Annotated in this window: 16 protein-coding genes and 1 tRNA gene; 4 read left to right on the forward strand and 13 right to left on the reverse strand. The window is 61.3% G+C overall.

All coding sequences use genetic code 11. The features are described 5' to 3' along the window. The first annotated feature begins 115 nt into the window (after positions 1-115). Complete coding sequence (nicB, locus tag AC2T3R_RS01890; RefSeq protein WP_410952095.1) at positions 116-1,054, forward strand: 6-hydroxy-3-succinoylpyridine 3-monooxygenase; 939 nt, start codon at positions 116-118, stop codon at positions 1,052-1,054. 73 nt (positions 1,055-1,127) lie between these two features. Here nicB and AC2T3R_RS01895 read toward each other — a convergent pair. The 5 genes from AC2T3R_RS01895 to rpsU form a co-directional block, all read right to left on the reverse strand. After that, positions 1,128-1,204, reverse strand: a tRNA-Ile gene (locus AC2T3R_RS01895). Between the two features lie 16 nt (positions 1,205-1,220). Beyond that, positions 1,221-4,964, reverse strand: coding sequence for an EAL domain-containing protein (locus AC2T3R_RS01900; RefSeq protein ID WP_486744577.1), 3,744 nt, complete (start codon positions 4,962-4,964; stop codon positions 1,221-1,223). A gap of 281 nt (positions 4,965-5,245) precedes the next feature. Then, on the reverse strand, positions 5,246-7,096 hold the full coding sequence (gene rpoD / locus AC2T3R_RS01905) for an RNA polymerase sigma factor RpoD (RefSeq protein ID WP_013970578.1): 1,851 nt from the start codon (positions 7,094-7,096) through the stop codon (positions 5,246-5,248). A 67-nt stretch (positions 7,097-7,163) separates the two neighbouring features. Next, positions 7,164-9,146: a DNA primase gene (dnaG, locus tag AC2T3R_RS01910; RefSeq protein ID WP_013970579.1), complete on the reverse strand. Its 1,983-nt coding sequence runs from the start codon at positions 9,144-9,146 to the stop codon at positions 7,164-7,166. A 303-nt stretch (positions 9,147-9,449) separates the two neighbouring features. Further along, a complete protein-coding gene (gene rpsU / locus AC2T3R_RS01915) occupies positions 9,450-9,665 on the reverse strand; it encodes a 30S ribosomal protein S21 (protein ID WP_003255575.1) in 216 nt (71 codons plus the stop codon). Between the two features lie 204 nt (positions 9,666-9,869). On the opposite strand from rpsU, the gene tsaD reads away from it, so the two are divergent. Continuing rightward, positions 9,870-10,895 (forward strand): tRNA (adenosine(37)-N6)-threonylcarbamoyltransferase complex transferase subunit TsaD, encoded by a 1,026-nt coding sequence (gene tsaD / locus AC2T3R_RS01920; RefSeq protein WP_015268715.1) that lies wholly within the window; start codon positions 9,870-9,872, stop codon positions 10,893-10,895. A gap of 3 nt (positions 10,896-10,898) precedes the next feature. Here tsaD and plsY read toward each other — a convergent pair whose 3' ends face one another. Further along, positions 10,899-11,468 carry a glycerol-3-phosphate 1-O-acyltransferase PlsY gene (gene plsY / locus AC2T3R_RS01925; RefSeq protein ID WP_004375186.1) on the reverse strand — a complete coding sequence of 190 codons (570 nt, stop codon included), beginning with the start codon at positions 11,466-11,468 and terminating at the stop codon, positions 10,899-10,901. A 74-nt stretch (positions 11,469-11,542) separates the two neighbouring features. Between plsY and folB the strand changes: the two genes are divergently transcribed. Beyond that, a complete protein-coding gene (gene folB, locus AC2T3R_RS01930; RefSeq protein ID WP_004375185.1) occupies positions 11,543-11,899 on the forward strand; it encodes a dihydroneopterin aldolase in 357 nt (118 codons plus the stop codon). After that, on the forward strand, positions 11,890-12,399 hold the full coding sequence (folK, locus tag AC2T3R_RS01935; protein WP_013970583.1) for a 2-amino-4-hydroxy-6-hydroxymethyldihydropteridine diphosphokinase: 510 nt from the start codon (positions 11,890-11,892) through the stop codon (positions 12,397-12,399). The genes folB and folK overlap by 10 nt, the downstream gene beginning before the upstream one ends. A gap of 225 nt (positions 12,400-12,624) precedes the next feature. Here the strand turns inward: folK and AC2T3R_RS01940 are convergent, their stop codons facing one another. The 7 genes from AC2T3R_RS01940 to apaG all read right to left on the reverse strand — a co-directional run bounded on the left by AC2T3R_RS01940 (position 12,625) and on the right by apaG (position 20,550). Continuing rightward, positions 12,625-13,731, reverse strand: coding sequence for a multifunctional CCA addition/repair protein (locus AC2T3R_RS01940; RefSeq protein ID WP_410952091.1), 1,107 nt, complete (start codon positions 13,729-13,731; stop codon positions 12,625-12,627). Between the two features lie 55 nt (positions 13,732-13,786). Further along, positions 13,787-15,355, reverse strand: a complete 1,569-nt coding sequence (locus tag AC2T3R_RS01945; RefSeq protein WP_013970585.1) for a SpoVR family protein — start codon at positions 15,353-15,355, stop codon at positions 13,787-13,789. Next, a complete protein-coding gene (locus AC2T3R_RS01950) occupies positions 15,352-16,623 on the reverse strand; it encodes a YeaH/YhbH family protein (protein WP_013970586.1) in 1,272 nt (423 codons plus the stop codon). Before AC2T3R_RS01950 ends, AC2T3R_RS01945 begins: the two co-directional genes overlap by 4 nt. Positions 16,624-16,753: 130 nt before the next feature. Further along, positions 16,754-18,676, reverse strand: coding sequence for a PrkA family serine protein kinase (locus AC2T3R_RS01955; RefSeq protein WP_015268718.1), 1,923 nt, complete (start codon positions 18,674-18,676; stop codon positions 16,754-16,756). A gap of 283 nt (positions 18,677-18,959) precedes the next feature. Beyond that, entirely contained in the window at positions 18,960-19,289 is a 330-nt protein-coding gene (gene glpE / locus AC2T3R_RS01960) for a thiosulfate sulfurtransferase GlpE (RefSeq protein ID WP_486744578.1), read from the reverse strand. A gap of 14 nt (positions 19,290-19,303) precedes the next feature. Beyond that, complete coding sequence (locus AC2T3R_RS01965) at positions 19,304-20,170, reverse strand: symmetrical bis(5'-nucleosyl)-tetraphosphatase (RefSeq protein ID WP_486744579.1); 867 nt, start codon at positions 20,168-20,170, stop codon at positions 19,304-19,306. Further along, positions 20,170-20,550, reverse strand: coding sequence for a Co2+/Mg2+ efflux protein ApaG (gene apaG / locus AC2T3R_RS01970; RefSeq protein WP_012270198.1), 381 nt, complete (start codon positions 20,548-20,550; stop codon positions 20,170-20,172). The genes AC2T3R_RS01965 and apaG overlap by 1 nt, the downstream gene beginning before the upstream one ends. Positions 20,551-20,608 lie beyond the last annotated feature (58 nt).

Here is a 20,608-nt window from a genome sequence, read left to right on the forward strand (position 1 = left end):
CATTGCGCAATACTGCCGACAACAACTAACCCTCACGACCGGCGTGGCATGACCATCTGGTTGGAGGGGGAAAAAGCCGGCTTAAGCCGGTTTTTTCGTTTCTGGAGTGCAAAAAATGCAGAGAAAGCTTGATTCTGAGCCTCTGCGCACTCGTATCTATATCGACGGCTACAACTTCTACTACGGCTGCTTGCGCGGCACACCGTACAAGTGGCTCGACCTGCTACCTCTCTTTGAAAAGCACATCTTGCCTTCCATACTGGTCACGGACAGCCATGGCCAGATCAGGGCATGGCGGCTCCTGGAATCCCCCTCGATCAAATATTTCACGGCAAAGATCATCGAGTCGGTCGCCCGTGCTGGCGATTCAGTGTCGTCACAAGCTCGCTACCACACCGCTTTGCGCAAGCTGCATGACGGTCGAATAGAGCTCATCGAAGGTTATTACGCCGTCAATAAAATGAAGGTGAAGATCGTCGACCCTGAAAATCCGGACAAGGCTCCGCGTGAGTGCCAGGAAATCCAGGCCTGGAAGGTGGAGGAGAAACAGAGCGACGTGAATCTGGCCCTCCAGGCTTACCATGATTCGATCACGGGGCAGGTTGACCATGCCGTCATCGTTACCAACGATACTGACATCGCTCCTGCACTTCAGATGATTCGTGCTCACACAGATGTGCGGATTGGCGTGGTTGTGCCGACGTCGGGGCAAAACCGCTCGGCGAATACCGACCTGATCAAGTTTGCGCACTGGAAGCGAGAGCACATCAATTCAGGCGAGCTTGCGGCCTGTCAGCTACCGAGAGTGATTCCAGGGAGGAAACCAACCATCAAGCCGGAGTCCTGGTATGGGCAACCTGAACTGCTGCAGGAAATTCTGGATTTGGCCATTCCTGTACGCGGAAGCAGGGCGGCAGCGTTCAAGTGGATGGAGCAGCCCAATCAGTTCCTCAGTGGTGAGCGGCCGATAGAGCTGGTGGAAACTGCCGAAGGTGCGACACGGGTTCTTCAGTACATACAAAGCTGGATAGCCCAGCAAGATGAGTTGCCCTAGTCAGGAGAACATGGCGACTGCAGTCCCCGAAAAGACAAAGGCCTACGTTCTGCAACGTAGGCCTTTGATTATCTGGTGGGCCCACACGGACTCGAACCGTGGACCAAAGGATTATGAGTCCTCTGCTCTAACCGACTGAGCTATAGGCCCTCAGTAAGTGGCCGGATTATAACGAGGGTTTCGCACCTGTGCCATCTGAAAGATCCGATAGTGCTATGCGAAGAAACGTCGCCGCGAATTCGTCAGGTGGCAGGGGCAGGCTGACGATGTAGCCCTGGATCTGCTCACAGCCTTCTGCCGCCAGGAACCGTTGCTGGGCCTGGTTTTCCACGCCCTCGGCAATGATGGTCAGCTGCATGCTGCGGCCCAGGGCGATGATGGCGCGGGCGATGGCGGCGTCATGAGGGTCGTCGGGCAGCCCGCGGATGAACGACTTGTCGATCTTGAGAATGTCCAGTGGCAGGCGCTTGAGGTAGCTCAGCGATGAATAACCGGTGCCGAAATCGTCGATGGCCAGCTGCACGCCCAGTTTCTTCAGCTGGTACAACACGGCCAAGGCTTCCTCTGCCTGGCTCATGATGAAGTTTTCGGTGATTTCCAGCTGCAGGTCACCGGCTGTGAGCTGGTAGTGCTTCAGCAACTGTTCGATGCGCCTGGCAAGGTGGGGATGGCGTAGCTGGGCGCCGGCGAGGTTTATCGACAGCGGGCCGAAGGGGTCGTAGTGCATCTTCCAGGCCTGCATCTGCCGGCAGGCCTGCTCCAGTACCCAGTCACCGATCTGGAGTATGGTGCCGTTCTCTTCCGCCAGGTGAATGAAGTGCTCCGGCGGCACTTCACCAAAGGTCGGGTGGCTCCAGCGTATCAGTGCTTCGGCACCGACCAGGCTCTGTGTCTTGAGGCTGAGCTTGGGCTGGAAGCACAGGCTCAGTTCGTTGCGCTCGATGGCGCGGCGCAGTTCGTGCTCCAGGGCGATGCGTTCGCTGGCCTGGGCGGTGAGGTCGAGGGTGTAGGCTTCGACGCGGTTACGGCCCTTGGCCTTGGAGCGGTACATGGCGGCGTCGGCGTTGCGAATCAGTGTGGCAACGTCGGTACCGTCCTGTGGATAAAGGCTGATGCCGATGCTGGCGCTTGTGAAGAACTCATGCTCGCCAGCCTGGAATGGCGCGTTGAAGCAGGTCAGCAGCTTATTGGCGATGGCGCTGGCGTCACTGGGTTTGTGCAGGCCGGGCAGCAGGATGATGAACTCATCGCCACCCAGGCGGGCCACGGTGTCGACATCACGCACCTGCTCTTTCAGGCGTTGGGCGATGCCCTTGAGCAGCAGATCGCCGACCGGGTGGCCGAGGCTGTCGTTGATGTGCTTGAACCGGTCGAGGTCAAGGAACAGCACCGCGCCCTTGCGGTTGGAGACCTGCGCGCAGGTGAGCGCGGCCTGCAGGCGGTTCTCGAACAGGGCACGGTTGGGCAGGCCGGTCAGTGGATCATGGTGGGCCTGGTAGTCAAGCTTGGCCTGGGCGTGCTTGAGGCTGGAGATGTCGGCGAACACAGCGACGAAGTGGGTAATCTCGCGCTCGCTGTTGCGTACGGCGCTGATGGTCAGCCAGCCGGGGTACAGTTCGCCGTTCTTGCGCTTGTTATAGATCTCGCCTTGCCAATGGCCTTCATCGGTCAGCTGGTGCCACATGGCGGCATAGAACGCACTGTCGTGCTGGCCGGAGGCGAGCAGGCGTGGGGTCTGACCGAGGGCTTCGATCTCACTGTAACCGGTGATTTCGCTGAAGGCGCGGTTTACGGCACTAATGTGCTGGTCGATGTCGGTGATCAGCACGCCTTCGGCGGTGTTCTCGAACACGGTGGCGGCCAGCTGCAGCTTTTCCTGCATCAGATGGCGCTCAGTGATGTCGCGGGCGATGGTCAGTATGCAGTCGTCGCCAGCAATCGGCAGCGGCCGTGCAGAGAGTTCGCAGAGGCGAATCTGCCCGTCGCTGCGGCGCAGGTGGCACGTGAAGTCGCGTACGAAGCCGTCGCGTTTTAGCTGTTGGACCAGACGCTTGCGCTCGTTGAGGTCGACCCAGATGCCCAGGTCCAGCGAGGTCTGGTCGATGGTCGGGCTGAGGTCATAGCCGGTCAGGCGGCAGAAGCCTTCGTTCACTTCGAGCAGCAAACCGTCACTCTGGCGCGACAGCAGCAGGCCATCGGGCGAGGCATGGAAGGCCTTGGCGAATTTCTCTTCCGAGGTTTGTAGCTGCTCCTGGGTTTCCTTGAGCTGGCTGATATCGCGTACCGCCACCACCAGCGCGAGGTTGCCGTCGAGTTCAAAGGTTTCGGCCGAGGTCAGGCCGGTGAAGAGTTGGCCGTTGCTGCGGCGGAAGCTCATTTCCAGGTTGCGGATACCGCCTTGGTGCAGGCGTTCGAGCAGCCGCGGGCCGTCGCCTTCGACGCCCCACAGGTTGAGCTCGGTGGCGGTGCGGCCAATTACCTGGCTCGGGGTGAGGCCGATCTGCTCTTCGAAGGCCTCGTTCACCTCCAGCAGGCAGCCATCGCTGTGGCGGGCGATCAGCAGGATGTCGGGGCACTGCTGGAACACCGAGGCGAACTTCTGCTCGGACAGGCGCAGGGCGTCCTCGGTGCGCTTGGTCTCGCTGATGTCGATCATCAGGCCACGCATCACCGGCTGGTGGCCATGCTCGATCATGCTGACGATGTTGCGTACCCACAGTGGCTGGCCATCGGCCCTGATCACCCGGTAGTCGAGGCTGTGGTCGCGGCCGGCGGCAGTCTCGCTGTCGCAGTAGGCCTGGGCCCAAAGGGCATCCTCCGGGTGCAGGATGCTGCGCCAGAAGCCAGGTTTGAGCCAGTCGGCCAATGGGTAGCCGAGCAGGCCTTCTGCGTGGGGCGAGACGTAGCTGTAGGTGAAGTCGTTGGCGTCGGCCTCCCAGGCTATGGCGGACAGGCTCTCGACCAGGCTGCGATAGTGGTACTCGCTGCTGCGCAGTTCCTGCTCCAGGGCGATGCGCCGTGAAATTTCCGAACTGAGCCGGCGGTTGATGCGGATGACCGCTGCCAGCACGGCCATCAATACCAGCACCGTGGGCAGGCCATACACCAGCAGGTCCGACCAGAACATCCGTTGGTCGACCACATTGCCCACCCAGCGTTGCTGGATCTGGCTGACTTCGCTGCTGCTCATGTCGGCTATCACTTTGTCGAGAATGCCGACCAGTACTTTCTTGTCGCGCGGGGCGGCCATGGCCAATTGGTAGCGGTAGGGCGTTTCGCCGCTGACGTAGAGGCCGTCGAGCTTGAGCTGGCGCAGGCTCCAGATGCTTGAAGCGAGGTCACCGACCACGGCGTCCACTTCGTCGGTGGCCAGGGCCTGCAGGGTAGAGCTGACGTTAGGCAGGGCCACCAGGTTGAGGTCTGGGTGTTGGGTGCGCAGCAGTTCGTGCGGGGCGTAGTTTTCGACCACGGCAATCTTCAGGCCGTAAAGGTCGTCCAGGTTGCGCGGCTGTGCACCGCCTTTGTGGGCGAGGATAACGATGGGAAAGTCGAGGTACGGCCGGGTGAAGGCCAGGTAGCCTTGGCGCTCGGGGGTGGACATGATGCCGGGCAGCAGGTCGATGCGGCTTTCGCGTGCTTGCGCCAGTACCTCGGTCCAGCTGCTGGGTTCGACCGGTTTGAGCGTCACGCCCAGGCGGTGCTGGATCGTGGCGATGTAATCGGCGGCCAATCCCTGGTACCGGCCCTCCTGGTCGCGAAACTCGAACGGTGGCCAAGAGGCGTCTACACCCAGGCTTAGCTGCGGGTGGGCAGCCAACCAGGCTTTCTCCTCGTCTGTCAGGGTCAGGGCGCCGGCCGTTGTGTTCCACAAGATTAGGAGCAGCAACAGGATGGCCGGCATCAGCGGCATAGCGGCCTCACATTCAAGTGGTATGAAGTCGAGTGTAGACGGGCATTGCTGCAGGTGTGCGGTGGAAGGGCGGGCTTTGTGTTGTGGCGGTCGGCAGAGGCAGGTGAAGAGGAAATGGGGCCGCTGCGCAGCCCATCGCCGGCAAGCCAGCTCCCACAGGGATCGCGCAAGGCTGAAAGGTGGCGCAGTACCTGTGGGAGCCGGCTTGCCGGCGATGAGGCCAGAACAGGCAGTGGAAGGGCCGGAAAAGAAAAACCCCGGCCTGGGCCGGGGTTTTGTCATCACTCGTCGAGGAAGGAGCGCAGATGCTCGCTGCGAGTCGGGTGGCGCAGTTTGCGCAACGCCTTCGCTTCGATCTGACGGATCCGCTCGCGGGTCACGTCGAACTGCTTGCCCACCTCTTCGAGGGTGTGGTCGGTGTTCATGTCGATCCCGAAGCGCATACGCAGCACCTTGGCTTCGCGTGCGGTCAGGCCCGAGAGCACGTCACGAGTGGCTTCCTTGAGGCTTTCGACCGTGGCCACGTCAATCGGGGACTGCATGGTCGAGTCCTCGATGAAGTCGCCCAGGTGCGAATCTTCGTCGTCACCGATCGGGGTTTCCATGGAGATCGGCTCTTTGGCGATCTTCAGTACCTTGCGGATCTTGTCCTCAGGCATTTCCATGCGCTCGCCCAGCTCTTCCGGGGTCGGTTCGCGACCCATTTCCTGCAGCATCTGGCGGGAAATACGGTTGAGTTTGTTGATCGTCTCGATCATGTGCACCGGAATACGGATGGTGCGCGCCTGGTCGGCGATCGAACGGGTGATCGCCTGGCGGATCCACCAGGTGGCATAGGTCGAGAACTTGTAGCCGCGACGGTATTCGAACTTGTCCACCGCTTTCATCAAGCCGATGTTGCCTTCCTGGATCAGGTCGAGGAATTGCAAGCCACGGTTGGTGTACTTCTTGGCGATGGAGATCACCAGACGCAGGTTCGCCTCGACCATTTCTTTCTTGGCGCGGCGGGCCTTGGCTTCACCGATCGACATGCGACGGTTGATTTCCTTGATCTCGGCAACGGTCAGGCCGGTTTCGGTCTCAAGGTCGATCAGCTTCTGCTGGCAAGCGACGATGGCAGCGTCCTTTTCACCCAGGGCGGCAGCCCATTTGGTGTTGCGCTTGGCCAGGTCACCGCTCCAGGTCTGGTCGGTTTCGTTGCTCGGGAACATGCGCAGGAAGTCGGCACGCGGCATGCGGGCGTCACGCACGCACAGCTGCATGATGGCGCGTTCCTGCTGGCGCAGGCGGTTCAGGGCGTCACGAACACGCTCTACCAGTACCTCGAACTGCTTCGGTACCAGCTTGATCGGCATGAACAAATCCGCCAGGGCCTGCAGGGCGTCGATGCTTTCCTGGTGGGTGCGACCATTCTTCTTCAGAACCTTGTTGGTGGCCTGAAGCTGGTCGTTGACCGCGCCGAAACGCTGACGGGCGACTTCCGGGTCCGGGCCGCTCTCGGCCTCTTCCTCGTCGTCACCGCTTTCGGATTCGTCCTCGTCGTCGTCGGACTCTTCCTTCGCAGCGGCGGCCTTGGTGCCCGGGATCGGCACTTCTTCGGTCGGCGCGGCGATATTGTCGTCAGGATCGATGTAACCGCTGAGAACGTCCGACAGACGGCCGCCTTCGCTGGTGACACGGTCATATTCGCTGAGAATGTAGTCGACAGTGCCCGGGAAGTGAGCGATGGCGCCCATGACTTCACGGATGCCTTCCTCGATACGCTTGGCGATTTCGATCTCGCCTTCGCGGGTCAGCAGCTCGACGGTGCCCATTTCGCGCATGTACATGCGCACCGGGTCGGTCGTGCGGCCGATATCGGTTTCAACTGCCGCCAACGCAGCAGCGGCTTCTTCGGCCGCGGCTTCGTCGGTGTCGGCTTCCGCCAACAGAAGGGCATCCGCATCCGGAGCACTCTCGAATACGTTGATCCCCATGTCGTTGATCATGCGGATGATGTCTTCCACCTGTTCCGGATCTGAAATATCCTCAGGCAGGTGGTCGTTGACCTCCGCGTAAGTCAGGTAGCCCTGCTCACGACCGCGGGTGATCAACTCTTTGATACGAGACTGCTGTTGCGCTTTTCCGGACATAACACCCTATCCACTGAAGGTCTTGGCGGGCAAAAAACAAGCCGAGGATTATACCCGAGCATGGGCCTCACGCGCCAGATGAGGTCGGCGTTTGTGCGGGAACATTCCGGCTCAGCAGGGCGAGGAGCTGGGTTTTTTCCTCGCTGGTCAATTCGCTTTGACGTGATTTCCTGAGCAGTTGTTCCAGGCTGCGCTCGCGTTGGCGGGCGGACAAGCTAGTTATAGTGTCGAAAAACTGTTGTTCAAGGTTGTCGGCCACGATCAGCCATTCCTTTTCCGCCAGGGCCCGCAGCAGGCGCCCTTGTTCGGTGCCGTGCCAACGTGCGATCAACTGCATTGAGCTTAGCCCAGGATTTTTCTGCGCGGCTTCGATCAGTGCCACCAGCAGCTGGCTGTACAAGTGTTCTTCATCGGCGAAGTGGCTGGCATCTTCCACCTTGCCGGCCAGCAGAGGGTGGTGCAGCAAGGTGCGCAGGGCGGCCAGGGTGGGTGGCTCGACCGGGGCCGGTACGCGTGGTGGTGCTTCGTCCCGCTGCTGCCATGGCTTGCCACCCTTGCGGTTCTTGTCCCAGGGTTTGTCGCCCCATTGCTTCTTGCCAGCGCCCTTGTTCGGCTTCCACTCCTGTTCCTGATGAACGGGGGCGAAGTCGTGCTGCGGCATGTCGCCGTAATCGGGGGTATAGCTGGCCATGGCGTCATAGTCGTAGCCAGGGTCGTAGTCCGGCACGCTGCTGGTGGCCGGGGCGTGTTGCGCCAGTTGCTCGACCTGCTGCGGGTCGAGGCCGGTGATTTCCTTAAGCCGGTTGCGCATCAGCTGGCGCAGGTTGGCGCCGGGGATCTTTTCGATCAGCGGTGCGGCAAGGGTCGCCATGTGCGCCTTGCCTTCGAGCGAGCGCGGGTCGGCTTCAACGCTTAGCTGCTCGAAGAAGTAATCGGCCAGCGGCTGGGCGTGCTGGTTGATGCGGGCCATGAAGGCGTCGGTGCCTTCGGCGCGCACCAGGCTGTCCGGGTCTTCGCCTTCGGGCAGGAACAGGAAGCGCGCGCGGCGGCCGTCCTGCAGGTTCGACAGGGTCGACTCCAGGGCGCGCCAGGCGGCCTTGCGCCCGGCCTGGTCACCGTCGAAGCAGAACAGCACGCTGGGTACCACGCGGAACAGGCGCTTGAGGTGCTCTTCGCTGGTGGCGGTGCCGAGGGTGGCCACGGCGTTGCGCAGGCCCTGCTGGGCCAGGGCAATGACGTCCATGTAGCCCTCGACGACGATGATTTCGTCGAGGTTGCGGTTGTGCTTGCGTGCCTCGTACAGGCCGTAGAGTTCCTGGCCCTTGTGGAACACCGGGGTTTCCGGGGAGTTCAGATACTTGGGCTTGTCGTCGCCGAGCACTCGGCCACCAAAGGCGATGATGCGTCCGCGGCTGTCGCGGATCGGGAACATCACCCGGTCGCGGAAACGGTCGTAGCGCTTGCCGCTTTCGGCGTTCTCGATCAACAGGCCGGCATCGATCATCACCTTCTGCTGCAAGGTGTCGGCACCCAGGTGCTTGAGCAGGTTATCCCAGCCTGGCGGGGCGAAGCCCAGGCCGAAGTCACGGGCGATTTCCCCGGACAGACCGCGGCCCTTGAGGTAATCCACCGCTGCCTTGCGGGTCGGGTGGCTGCGCAGGGCCTGGCGGTAGAACTCCGAGGCGGCGTCCAGCAGCGGGTACAGCGGCGAATCGGTTGGCTGGCGCGGCTTGTGGTCGCGGCGACCTTGCTCGCGGGGTACTTCCATGCCGGCGGCGCGGGCCAGCTCCTCGACCGCCTGGGGGAAGTCCAGGTTGTCGTGGTCCATGACGAAGCCCAGGGCGTTGCCGCCGGCGCCGCAGCCGAAGCAGTAGTAGAACTGCTTGTCGGGGCTGACCGTGAAGGAAGGGGTTTTTTCCTTGTGGAACGGGCAGCAGGCGGAATAGTTCTTGCCGGTTTTTTTCAGCTGGACGCGCGAACTCACCACGTCGACGATGTCGAGGCGGTTGATAAGGTCGTCAATGAAACTCTGGGGAATCAGCCCGGCCATGGCAGTCTCGTCATCTGGCAGCTGGCAAGTCTAATCGCTCACGCGCCGAATGGGGCGAGTGCCGCTTGGGAAAGTGCGAGGGAATGTGTGCTCGTCGCCAGCCCCTGAGGGCTCGTCAGTCGGACGTGCACGTCTGGTCATACAACAAGGAGGACCAGCTCTGACGTTTCAGGCAGGTTGCCCATGTGCAGTTCGCATGAAGCTTGTGCAGGGCCTTGAGCTAGCTGCTCAAGTTTGAAGCGATCACTGCCATCGCCCGGCGGTTAGCCGGGCAGGGCAGAAGCTTTGCGTAGAACGTCTGTATTAGTACAGACGAACGGCGCGGCGCTGTTCGCGCTGAACTTTCTTGGCGTGACGCTTAACAGCAGCAGCTGCTTTGCGCTTACGCTCGGCGGTCGGCTTCTCGTAAAACTCGCGGCTACGAACTTCAGCCAGTACACCGGCTTTTTCGCAGGAGCGCTTGAAACGACGCAGAGCTACGTCGAAGGGTTCGTTCTCTTTAACTTTGACGGCTGGCATCCAGGGCTACCTTAATTCATTACCGGGGTAGACGTGCTCCTGGCAAAACAAAGGTGTGCTGGAGAACGTCGGTTTTCAAGGGTTGCGGATGTTAACCCTTAGCAAGCCGGAATGCAAAGCCTCTGATCGAAAACCGCTGGTCGGCATCCGACACGGGGACTATCATGCGCGGCTTCGAATTCAGCCCCCACAAGGGACGAACCCATGCTAGTACTGGGATTGGAAACATCCTGCGACGAAACTGGCGTCGCATTATACGACAGCGAACGCGGTTTGTTGGCCGACGCGCTGTTCAGCCAGATCGACCTGCACCGCGTGTTCGGCGGTGTGGTGCCTGAGCTTGCCTCGCGCGACCACGTCAAGCGCATGCTGCCACTCATCCGCCAGGTGCTGGATGAGGCCGGCTGCGTCGCCACCGAAATCGACGCCATCGCCTACACCGCGGGCCCTGGCCTGGTCGGTGCCCTGCTGGTGGGGGCCTCCTGTGCCCAGGCGCTGGCCTTTGCCTGGGACATCCCGGCGATTGGCGTACACCACATGGAAGGCCACCTGCTGGCACCCATGCTGGAAGAAAACCCGCCGGAGTTTCCGTTCGTCGCTTTGTTGGTTTCTGGTGGCCACACGCAGTTGGTGCGGGTCGATGGCATCGGCCAGTACGAGCTGCTAGGCGAGAGCCTGGACGACGCCGCCGGCGAAGCGTTCGACAAGACCGCCAAGCTGATCGGCCTGAACTACCCCGGTGGCCCGGAAATCGCCCGCCTGGCCGAGCGCGGCGTGCCTGGCCGCTTCGTGTTCCCGCGGCCGATGACCGACCGCCCGGGCCTGGAGTTCAGCTTCAGCGGCCTGAAAACCTTTGCCCTGAACACCTGGCAGCAGTGCCGCGATGCCGGCGACGACAGTGAGCAAACCCGTTGCGACCTGTCCCTGGCATTCCAGCAGGCGGTGGTGGAGACTTTGACCATCAAGTGCAAGCGGGCGTTGAAACAGACTGGCCTCAAGCGCCTGGTCATTGCCGGTGGCGTCAGCGCCAACAAGGCACTGCGTGCGTCCCTCGAGGACATGCTCGGCAGCATCAAGGGCAACGTGTACTACGCGCGCCCGCAGTTCTGTACCGACAACGGTGCGATGATCGCCTATGCCGGCTGCCAGCGGTTGTTGGCCGGGCAACAGCAAGACCTGGCAATCAGTGTGCAGGCACGCTGGCCGATGGAGCAGTTGCCGCCGCTTTAAGCTTCAGAAGTGCCGTTCGCGGCCTGCGAACAGGTCGCGCAGGTTGCTGCGATGGCGCCATACGATCATTGCCGTCAACACAGTGATCGGCAGCAGGGCCTCTGGCTCGCGCCAGGCCAGCAACGGCAAGGTCAGTGGTGTGGCGATCAGTGCCGCCAGCGAACTGGTGCGGGTGAGGTAGAAAGTCAGCAGCCATGCGCCGATGGCCAGCAGCGCGGCTGGGAAATACAGGGCCATGAGCATGCCGGCGGCGGTTGCCACGCCCTTGCCGCCCTGGAAGCGGAAGTACAGCGGGAACAGGTGGCCCAGCACTGCGCAAACGCCAATCCAGGCCTGCGCTTGCAGGTCCAGGCCGGCGCCGCGGGCAAGCAATACCGGCAACAGGCCCTTGCACAGGTCGCCAAGCAGGGTCAGGATCGCCAGTTTGCGGCCTGCCAGGCGTAGCATGTTGGTAGCGCCGGCATTGCCTGAACCGCTGGAACGCGGGTCCGGGCTGCCCGTAAGGCGGCTGAGGACGATGGCGAAGGACAGCGAGCCAAGCAGGTAGGCGAGCAACGCCAGTAACCAAAACATGCTAACTATTCCGGGCGAGGACGCCCTGATTCTAACGGCGCCAGTCGCCCTTGTCGTGCTGTGGAGAGAAGTGCTTGGACAGAGTGTTCATCGAAGGCCTGGAAGTCGATACCGTCATCGGTGCCTATGACTGGGAGCGGGATATTCGCCAGTGCTTGCGCCTGGACCTGAGCTTTGCCTGGGATAACCGCCCGGCTGCGGCGGGTGACGACCTGAACCTGGCGCTGGATTATGCCAGTGTGTCGGCCCGTATCCAGGCGTTTGCCGAACAGGCGCGTTTCGAGTTGGTTGAAACTTTCGCCGAGCGCCTGGTGGCGACGTTGATGGAGGAGTTCCACATCCCGTGGGTGCGGTTGAAGCTGACCAAGCCGGGTGCGGTACCGGCGGCCCGTGGCGGTGTTGGCGTGGAGATCGAGCGCGGATGTCTCTGAGCACGGTTTACCTGGGCCTTGGCAGCAACATTGATCGCGAGGTGCATTTGTGCGCCGGGCTCGATGCGTTGGCAGGCATCCTGACCGACATGCGCTGCTCGCCGGCGTTCGAAAGCCAGGCGGTGGGGATCAAGAGCGGTCCGTTCATCAACTTCGTGGTGACTGGGCAGACTGCGTTGCCGTTGATCGAACTGGACCGCCGGTTGAAGTTCATCGAGGCCGACAATGGCCGCTATGCCCCGGACCGCAAGGGGCTGCCGCTGGATATCGACGTGCTGATGTATGACGACTTGCACGGCACGTTCGATGGGCTGGTGTTGCCTCGGGCCGAGATCCTGAAGAACGCCTTTGTGCTGTGGCCACTGTCGCTGCTGGCGCCGGAGCTTGTGCATCCGGGGGTAGGCAAGACAATGGCGCAGTTGTGGCAGGAGGCGCGGATTGATCAGGTGCTGGCGCCGGTTGCCTTTGAGTGGCGTGGGTTGCAGCTGACTCCCGCGTAAGCCTGTTCCGGCCCTTTCGCGGCTAAAGCCGCTCCCACGGGGATCGTACACTTGGCATCATGCGATCCCTGTGGGAGCGGGCGAGCCTTAATGCCGGTCAGTTAAGCAAATTGGGGCCGCTTTGCGGCCCTTCGCGGGCTTGCCCGCTCCCACAGGTTAGGTGCGACGCTCGGAAAATGCGCAGTTCCTGTGGGAGCGGGCGAGCCCGCGAAAGGGCCGGTATGTTCAACCGAGCTTGTAAGCCTCGAGGACTTTCAGCCGCTCACCTTTGAGCGCTTCACCCAAGGCCTGGCCAGTCAGCCCTGCCTGCACCAACGGCTTGACATCCACTGCCCGCGCCGCCGCCGCTGCCCCTCGCAGGTAGTCGGCCTGTGGATAACCCGCTTTGCCCTCGCCCAGCGCTGTCATCTCGCAAGCGATCAGGAAGTCTTCGAACCGCTGTGGCCGCCGGTACACATCGAACTTCTGCAACAGTTCCAGCAGTGTCGTGGCAGGCAGCTCCTGCGCCTGGTTGCCCAGCTTCAGGCACTCACCCGTCAGCAGCGCCAGCTCCTGGCACTCCCGCGGCGCCTTCAGGCGCTGGTTGATGGCTTTGATCGCGGCTGATGCCAGCGACTGCAGCAGGCAGGCCCAGCGTACATGCAGGGGCTTTTCATGCATTGCCGCCTGTTCCAGCGCCGCCAGGGCCTGGGGGGCGTCACCAAGCTCTGGCAGCAGCTCCTGCAGGGCCCCACAAGCATGCAGCACCTGGAAGAACACCTGCGGCTGCGCCTCCATCAGCGCCCGCTCGATTTCCTTCCAGCTGCGCTCGGCGGTCAGCGCCTGCAATTCGCCAGAGGCACTGATCTGACGCATCAGCTCAAGCGTCTCATCGGCAACCCGGAATCCCAGCGGTGCATAACGGGCAGCAAAGCGCGCGACACGCAGTACGCGCAACGGATCTTCGGCGAATGCCGGGGAAACATGGCGTAAAATGCGTTGATCGATATCGTCCTGGCCATGATAGGGATCGTATACCGTACCCGTCTCGTCCTCGGCCATTGCGTTGATGGTCAGGTCACGACGGATCAGGTCTTCTTCCAGGGTCACATCGGGGCTGGCGTGGAAAGTGAAGCCGCCGTAGCCACGCCCGCTCTTGCGCTCGGTGCGCGCCAGGGCGTATTCCTCGCCGGTTTTCGGGTGCAGGAACACCGGGAAATCAGCGCCGACCGGTCGAAAGCCCTTGGCGTGCATTTCCTCGACCGTGGCGCCGACCACCAGCCAGTCGATATCGCTGACAGGGCGGCCGAGCAGGCGGTCGCGCACGGCGCCGCCGACTTTGTAGATGTGCATGTGCAGCTCTCCATAACTGCCGACAGGATAACCCGTCGGCAGCCTTGAAGTTGCACTAGAGGTGGTGAATGACAGCCAGATCCATGCGGCCATAGTCGGCGCTTTCGCCGTGCTCGCCGCGTGGTGGCATGTGGTGGGTTTTCATCACCTGCTCGCCCTGGACGGTCTCCAGGTGGATGTCGAAGCCCCACAGGCGGTGCAGGTGCTTGAGCACTTCATCGGTAGAATCGCCCAGCGGTTTGCGGTTGTGTTGCTGGTGACGCAAGGTCAGCGAGCGGTCGCCGCGGCGGTCAACGCTCCAGATCTGCACGTTCGGTTCGCGGTTGCCCAGGTTGTACTGCGCCGCCAATAGTTCGCGAATGGTCCGGTAGCCGGCCTCGTCGTGGATGGCAGGTACATACAGGTCGTCGCGCTGGTCGTCATCGAGGATGCTGAACAGCTTCAGATCGCGAATGACCTTCGGCGACAGGTACTGCAGGATGAAGCTCTCGTCCTTGAAGCTGCTCATGGCGAACTTGATGGTAGAAAGCCAGTCGCTGCCGGCAATGTCGGGGAACCAGCGCCGATCTTCTTCGGTCGGGTTTTCGCACATGCGGCGGATGTCGGTATACATCGCAAAGCCCAGTGCGTAGGGGTTGATGCCGTTGTAGTAGGGGCTGTCGAAGCCGGGCTGGAATACCACGCTGGTGTGCGACTGCAGGAACTCCATCATGAAGCCTTCGGTGATCAGCCCCTCGTCGTACAGGTCGTTCATCAGCGTGTAGTGCCAGAATGTCGCCCAGCCTTCGTTCATCACCTGGGTCTGGCGCTGCGGGTAGAAATACTGGGCGATCTTGCGCACGATGCGCACCACTTCACGTTGCCAGGGCTCCAGCAGCGGGGCGTTCTTCTCGATGAAATACAGGATGTTTTCCTGCGGTTCGGCGGGGAAGCGCGCATCATCTCGCTCGTTACCCTTGTCGGCGCTCTTCGGAATGGTCCGCCAAAGGTCATTGATCTGCCGCTGCAGGTGCTCCTCGCGTTCCTTCTGCCGCCGCCGCTCCTCTTCGGCGGAAATCGGATAAGGCCGCTTGTAACGGTCGACGCCGTAGTTCATCAGGGCGTGGCAGGAGTCGATCAGGTCTTCCACGGCATCGATGCCATGGCGCTCTTCACACTGGGCGATGTACTGCTTGGCGAACACCAGGTAGTCGATGATCGAGCTGGCGTCGGTCCAGGTGCGGAACAGGTAGTTGCCCTTGAAGAAACTGTTATGGCCGTAGCAGGCATGGGCAATCACCAGTGCCTGCATGCACATGGTGTTTTCTTCCATCAGGTAGGCGATGCACGGGTCGGAGTTGATCACGATCTCGTAGGCCAGGCCCATCTGGCCACGGCTGTAGGACTTCTCCGTGCTGAGGAACTGTTTGCCGTAGGACCAGTGGTGATAACCCAGCGGCATGCCGACCGAGGCGTAGGCGTCCATCATCTGTTCGGCGGTAATGACCTCGATCTGGTTGGGGTAGGTGTCCAGGGCGTAACGCTCGGCCAGGCGGCTGATTTCCCGGTCGTAGGTCTGGATCAGTTCGAACGTCCACTCGGACCCGGTGGAAATAGGTTGGCGTCTCTGTGCTCTGGCGGTCATGTGGCTAACCTGCGCTGGAAGAGTTCACGGAAGACCGGGTAGATATCGCCGGCCGATACCAACTGCTGCTGGGCGAACGTGTCGGGGAAGGCTTCGCCGATGCGCTCGTATTCGTACCACAGCGCCTGGTGTTCACGCGGGGTGATTTCAACGTAAGTGTAGTACTGCACATGCGGCATGATCTGCTTGGCCAGGATGTCACGGCAGATCGGCGAGTCGTCGTTCCAGTTGTCGCCGTCGGAGGCCTGGGCGGCGTAGATGTTCCAGTCGCTGGCCGGGTAGCGTTCGGCCATGACCTCCTGCATCAGCTTCAGCGCGCTGGAAACGATGGTGCCGCCGGTTTCCCGCGAATAGAAGAATTCTTCCTCGTCGACTTCACGTGCGCTGGTGTGGTGGCGGATGAACACCACTTCGATGCGGTCGTAGTTACGCTTGAGGAACAGGTACAGCAGGATGAAGAAGCGCTTGGCGATGTCCTTGGTGGCCTGGGTCATCGAGCCGGACACGTCCATCAGGCAGAACATCACAGCCTTGGAGCTGGGGTTGGGCTGCTTGACCAGCAGGTTGTACTTGAGGTCGAAGGTGTCGAGGAAGGGCAGGCGGTTGATGCGTGCCTTCAGGCGTTCGATCTCGTGTTCGACTTCCTGGATATCGGTGAAGTTGTCTGGCTCCTCGACCTTCAGGCGGGCGAGTTCCTTCTGTGCTTCGCGCAGCAGTGCGCGGCTGCTGCCGGTCAGGGCGATGCGCCGGGCATGGGCCGAACGCAGGGTGCGCACGATGTTGATGCGTGACGGGTTGCCTTCGTTGGCGATACCGGCGCGCACGGTCTTGAAAGTGTCGGCCCCGGTCAGGTGACGTTTGACCAGGTTGGGTAGCTCGAGGTCCTCGAACATGAACTCGAGGAATTCTTCCTGGGTGATCTGGAATACGAAGTCGTCCATGCCTTCGCCGGAGTTGCCGGCCTTGCCGCGGCCGCTGCCACCGCCGCCGCCTTGTGGCCTTGGGATGTGTTCACCGGCAGTGAATTCCTTGTTGCCTGGATGCACGATGGTCTGCTTGCCCCCGCGACCATGGTGCAGCACCGGTTCGTCGATGTCGCGCCCCGGAATGCTGATCTGCTCGCCATGTTCCATGTCCATGATGGAACGGCGGCTCACCGCCTCTTCGACGGCTTTCTTGATGTGTTCGCGGTACCGCCGCAGGAAGCGCTGGCGGTTCACCGTGCTCTTGTTCTTGCCGTTCAGGCGTCGATCTATAACGTAGCTCATGGTCCCTCCGGTAGCTGGGAACAGCTGCACGCTTCAAGCTACGAGCTGCTGCATATAAAGGCAGCAAAGCAGCTGCCGCCGCCCAGGGCTGGCATAGCAGCCCTGGGCGCGCGGTGGGTAGCTTGTCGCTTTATTGCGATTTCCTGACCCGCAGGTACCATTCCGACAGCAGACGAACCTGTTTGTCGGTGTAGCCACGCTCCACCATACGCGTGACGAAGTCGTTGTGTTTCTGTTGGTCCTCCTTGCTTGCCTTGGCGTTGAAGCTGATGACCGGCAGCAGGTCTTCGGTGTTGGAGAACATTTTCTTCTCGATCACCACCCGCAGCTTTTCGTAGCTCAGCCAGCTCGGGTTCTTGCCGTTGTTGTTGGCACGGGCACGCAGCACGAAGTTGACGATTTCGTTGCGGAAATCTTTCGGGTTGCTGATGCCGGCCGGCTTCTCGATCTTCTCCAGTTCTTCGTTGAGGGCGATACGGTTGAGGATTTCGCCGGTTTCCGGGTCGCGGTATTCCTGGTCCTGGATCCAGAAGTCTGCGTACAGCACGTAGCGGTCGAAGATGTTCTGGCCGTATTCGCTGTAGGACTCCAGGTAGGCGGTCTGGATCTCCTTGCCGATGAACTCGATGTAGCGCGGGGCCAGGTATTCCTTCAGGTAGCGCAGGTAGCGTTCGCGCACCTCGGCCGGGAACTGTTCCTGCTCGATCTGCTGCTCCAGCACATACAGCAGGTGCACCGGGTTGGCGGCCACTTCATGTGGGTCGAAGTTGAACACCTTGGACAGGATCTTGAATGCGAAGCGGGTCGATAGGCCGTTCATGCCTTCGTCGACGCCGGCCGCATCGCGGTACTCCTGGATCGACTTGGCCTTCGGATCGGTGTCCTTGAGGTTCTCCCCGTCGTACACCCGCATCTTCGAGTAGATGTTGGAGTTTTCCGGCTCTTTCAGGCGCGACAGCACGGTGAACTGGGCAAGCATCTTCAGCGTGTCTGGCGCGCAGTGCGCCTTGGCCAGCGAGCTGTTGATCAGCAGCTTGTCGTAGATCTTGATTTCGTCGCTGACGCGCAGGCAGTACGGCACCTTGACGATGTAGATCCGGTCGATGAACGCCTCGTTGTTCTTGTTGTTACGGAAGGTGTGCCACTCCGATTCGTTGGAGTGGGCCAGCAGAATCCCGGAGTAGGGGATGGCGCCGAGGCCTTCGGTACTGTTGTAGTTGCCTTCCTGGGTGGCGGTAAGCAACGGGTGCAGGACCTTGATCGGGGCCTTGAACATCTCGACGAATTCCATCAGGCCCTGGTTGGCCCGGCACAGCGCGCCCGAATAGGCATATGCGTCGGCGTCGTTCTGCGGGAATTCCTCGAGCTTGCGGATATCGACCTTGCCGACCAGGGCCGAAATGTCCTGGTTGTTCTCGTCGCCAGGTTCGGTCTTGGCGATGGCGATCTGGTTGAGGATCGACGGGTACAGCTTCACCACCTTGAACTTGCTGATGTCGCCGCCGAACTCCTGCAGGCGCTTGGTGGCCCAGGGCGACATGATGGTGTTCAGGTAGCGCCGCGGGATGCCAAACTCTTCCTCGAGAATGGCCCCGTCTTCGGTGGCATTGAACAGGCCCAATGGCGACTCGAATACCGGCGAGCCCTTGATGGCGTAGAACGGTACCTTTTCCATCAGCTGCTTGAGTTTTTCGGCCAGCGACGACTTACCGCCGCCCACCGGGCCCAGCAGATAGAGGATCTGTTTCTTTTCCTCCAGGCCTTGGGCGGCGTGGCGGAAGTAGGACACGATCTGGTCGATGCACTCTTCCATGCCATGGAAGTCGGCAAAGGCCGGATAGCGGCGGATAACCTTGTTGGAGAAGATTCGCGACAGTCTGGAGTTGGTTGAGGTGTCGATCAGCTCCGGCTCACCGATGGCCAGCAACAGCCGTTCGGCCGCCGATGCGTAGGCACTGCGATCCTCTTTGCACAGCTCGAGGTACTCCTGCAGCGAGAGTTCTTCCTGGCGCGTAGACTCGAAACGTTGTTGGAAGTGGCTAAAAATACTCATGACGTCACCTCGCTCGATACGTGGAGACGACGCCGGATCAGTCAGCTGATGCTGGCATGCAACCGGGGCTGCCGATTGCTGTATACCCCCCAGAACACCCTTTAACGCTACCGATGACCCGCACGCCGGTGTACCGGCTCTCCCCTTTTTCTGGATGGCCTGCGCTTAAGAATAGTTGGTTATCCGCAAGGTCAAGGGCGAGGGGCGGAGAAGTTGCGAACGACCGTTCGTCAGATAAGCCGCAAGCCCGCATGGGGCGCGGGCTGCAGTAAAAATGAAAAAATTATTCAGCAGTGCCCTCGGCGGTTTCGGCCGGGTAGGTGGCGCGCCACAGCTCAAAGCCGCCGTCGACGCTGTATACGTCCGAGAAACCCTGGTTCACCAGATAGGCCGCAGCGCTCTGGCTGGAATTGCCGTGGTAGCACACCACCAGGGTTGGGGCGTCGAGGTCGGCATTGCGGATGAACTCGGCAACAGAATGGTTATCCAGATGCTTGGCGCCAGTGATGTGGCCGGCGGCAAAGGCCTGCGGGTCGCGAATGTCGACGACTACCGCACCTTGCGCGCGAAGGGCCAGGGCCTGTTCGGGAGGGATGCGCTTGAATTCGCTCATGGGTACGGCTTCCTTCAGGATTGATCGTTCAGTGTAGGCGTTTGGGTGGGGAGGCGTAAGTTGCCGTCGTCGCTGCAGTCACAGCGGTGGTATTCGCCGCTGTCGACGTTGTACAGGGTCATGGCACCGCCCCATACGCAACCGGTGTCCAGAGCGATGATGCCGGGCTCGTTGACCTGCCCCTGAAGGGCGGCCCAGTGGCCGAAAATAATCTTTACGTGGCGCGAGCGGCGGCCTTTGTGTGCGTACCAGGGCTTGTAGCCTTTGGGGGCGGTATCCAGGCCTTCCTTGCTCTTGAGGTCGAGCTTGCCCTCGGCGGTGCAGAAGCGCATGCGCGTGAGGCAGTTGGTGATGACCCGCAGGCGTTCGATGCCGGTAAGGCTCTTGCTCCACTTGTTCGGCTCGTTGCCGTACATGCCGTCCAGGTACAGTTTCAGGCGCTCATCGTCACGCAGCACTTCCTCTACCTCGGCGGCCAGTTCCAGGGCTTTGCCCAAGGTCCATTGCGGTGGAATACCGGCGTGAACCAGCGCAATGCCACGGGGTTCGTCGTAATGCAGCAGCTTTTGCTGGCGTAGCCAGTCGAACAGCTTATCGGCGTCCGGTGCTTCGATGATCTCGCGCAGTGTGTCGCTTTTCTTCAGGCGTTCGACGTTATGCCAGACGGCCAGCAGGTGCAGGTCATGGTTGCCTAGCACGCACACCAGCGACTGGCGGATCGAATAAAGGAAGCGCAGGGTTTCCAGTGACTCGGGGCCGCGGTTGACCAGGTCGCCGACCAGCCACAGGTGGTCGACGGCGGGGTTGAAATTGACCCGTTCGAGCAGGCACTTGAGTGGCTGCAGGCAGCCCTGCAGGTCACCGACGGCATAGGTAGCCATCAGTGCAGCGCCCCGGGCACCGCCAGGCGGAAGGGGGCGATCTCGGCATCGAAGCGTTTGCCGTCTTCGGCGAACATCTGGTAGCTGCCCTGCATGGTGCCCACGCGGGTGCTGATGACCGCGCCGCTGCTGTAGGTGTGGCTCTGGCCCGGGTCGATATTGGGCTGCTGGCCGACCACGCCGGCGCCACGCACCTCCTCGACCTCGCCGTCACCGTTGGTGATCAGCCAGTGGCGCGACAGCAGCTTGGCCTTGAGCGAGCCATTGTTCTGCACGGTGATGGTGTAGGCGAAAGCGAAACGACTGTTTTCGGGGTCGGATTGTTCTTTGAGGTAGCGGGTCACGACGCTGACGTCGATCTGATAGCGGGGGTCGGACATGCAAGGGCCTTGGGCGAACTGACGCAATAATGCAGTCTAGGCCATTGGGAGGGGGGAG

The sequence above is a fragment of the Pseudomonas sp. PVC-5-1 genome, assembly GCF_057444345.1.

Excerpts from the sequence above, each read along its gene's own strand:
- nicB (WP_410952095.1), top strand. The coding sequence starts at position 116 with ATGCAGAGAAAGCTTGATTCTGAGCCTCTGCGCACTCGTATCTATATC.
- AC2T3R_RS01900 (WP_486744577.1), bottom strand. The coding sequence starts at position 4,964 with ATGCCGCTGATGCCGGCCATCCTGTTGCTGCTCCTAATCTTGTGGAAC.
- rpoD (WP_013970578.1), bottom strand. The coding sequence starts at position 7,096 with ATGTCCGGAAAAGCGCAACAGCAGTCTCGTATCAAAGAGTTGATCACC.
- dnaG (WP_013970579.1), bottom strand. The coding sequence starts at position 9,146 with ATGGCCGGGCTGATTCCCCAGAGTTTCATTGACGACCTTATCAACCGC.
- rpsU (WP_003255575.1), bottom strand. The coding sequence starts at position 9,665 with ATGCCAGCCGTCAAAGTTAAAGAGAACGAACCCTTCGACGTAGCTCTG.
- tsaD (WP_015268715.1), top strand. The coding sequence starts at position 9,870 with ATGCTAGTACTGGGATTGGAAACATCCTGCGACGAAACTGGCGTCGCA.
- plsY (WP_004375186.1), bottom strand. The coding sequence starts at position 11,468 with ATGTTTTGGTTACTGGCGTTGCTCGCCTACCTGCTTGGCTCGCTGTCC.
- folK (WP_013970583.1), top strand. The coding sequence starts at position 11,890 with ATGTCTCTGAGCACGGTTTACCTGGGCCTTGGCAGCAACATTGATCGC.
- AC2T3R_RS01940 (WP_410952091.1), bottom strand. The coding sequence starts at position 13,731 with ATGCACATCTACAAAGTCGGCGGCGCCGTGCGCGACCGCCTGCTCGGC.
- AC2T3R_RS01945 (WP_013970585.1), bottom strand. The coding sequence starts at position 15,355 with ATGACCGCCAGAGCACAGAGACGCCAACCTATTTCCACCGGGTCCGAG.
- AC2T3R_RS01950 (WP_013970586.1), bottom strand. The coding sequence starts at position 16,623 with ATGAGCTACGTTATAGATCGACGCCTGAACGGCAAGAACAAGAGCACG.
- AC2T3R_RS01955 (WP_015268718.1), bottom strand. The coding sequence starts at position 18,676 with ATGAGTATTTTTAGCCACTTCCAACAACGTTTCGAGTCTACGCGCCAG.
- glpE (WP_486744578.1), bottom strand. The coding sequence starts at position 19,289 with ATGAGCGAATTCAAGCGCATCCCTCCCGAACAGGCCCTGGCCCTTCGC.
- AC2T3R_RS01965 (WP_486744579.1), bottom strand. The coding sequence starts at position 20,170 with ATGGCTACCTATGCCGTCGGTGACCTGCAGGGCTGCCTGCAGCCACTC.
- apaG (WP_012270198.1), bottom strand. The coding sequence starts at position 20,550 with ATGTCCGACCCCCGCTATCAGATCGACGTCAGCGTCGTGACCCGCTAC.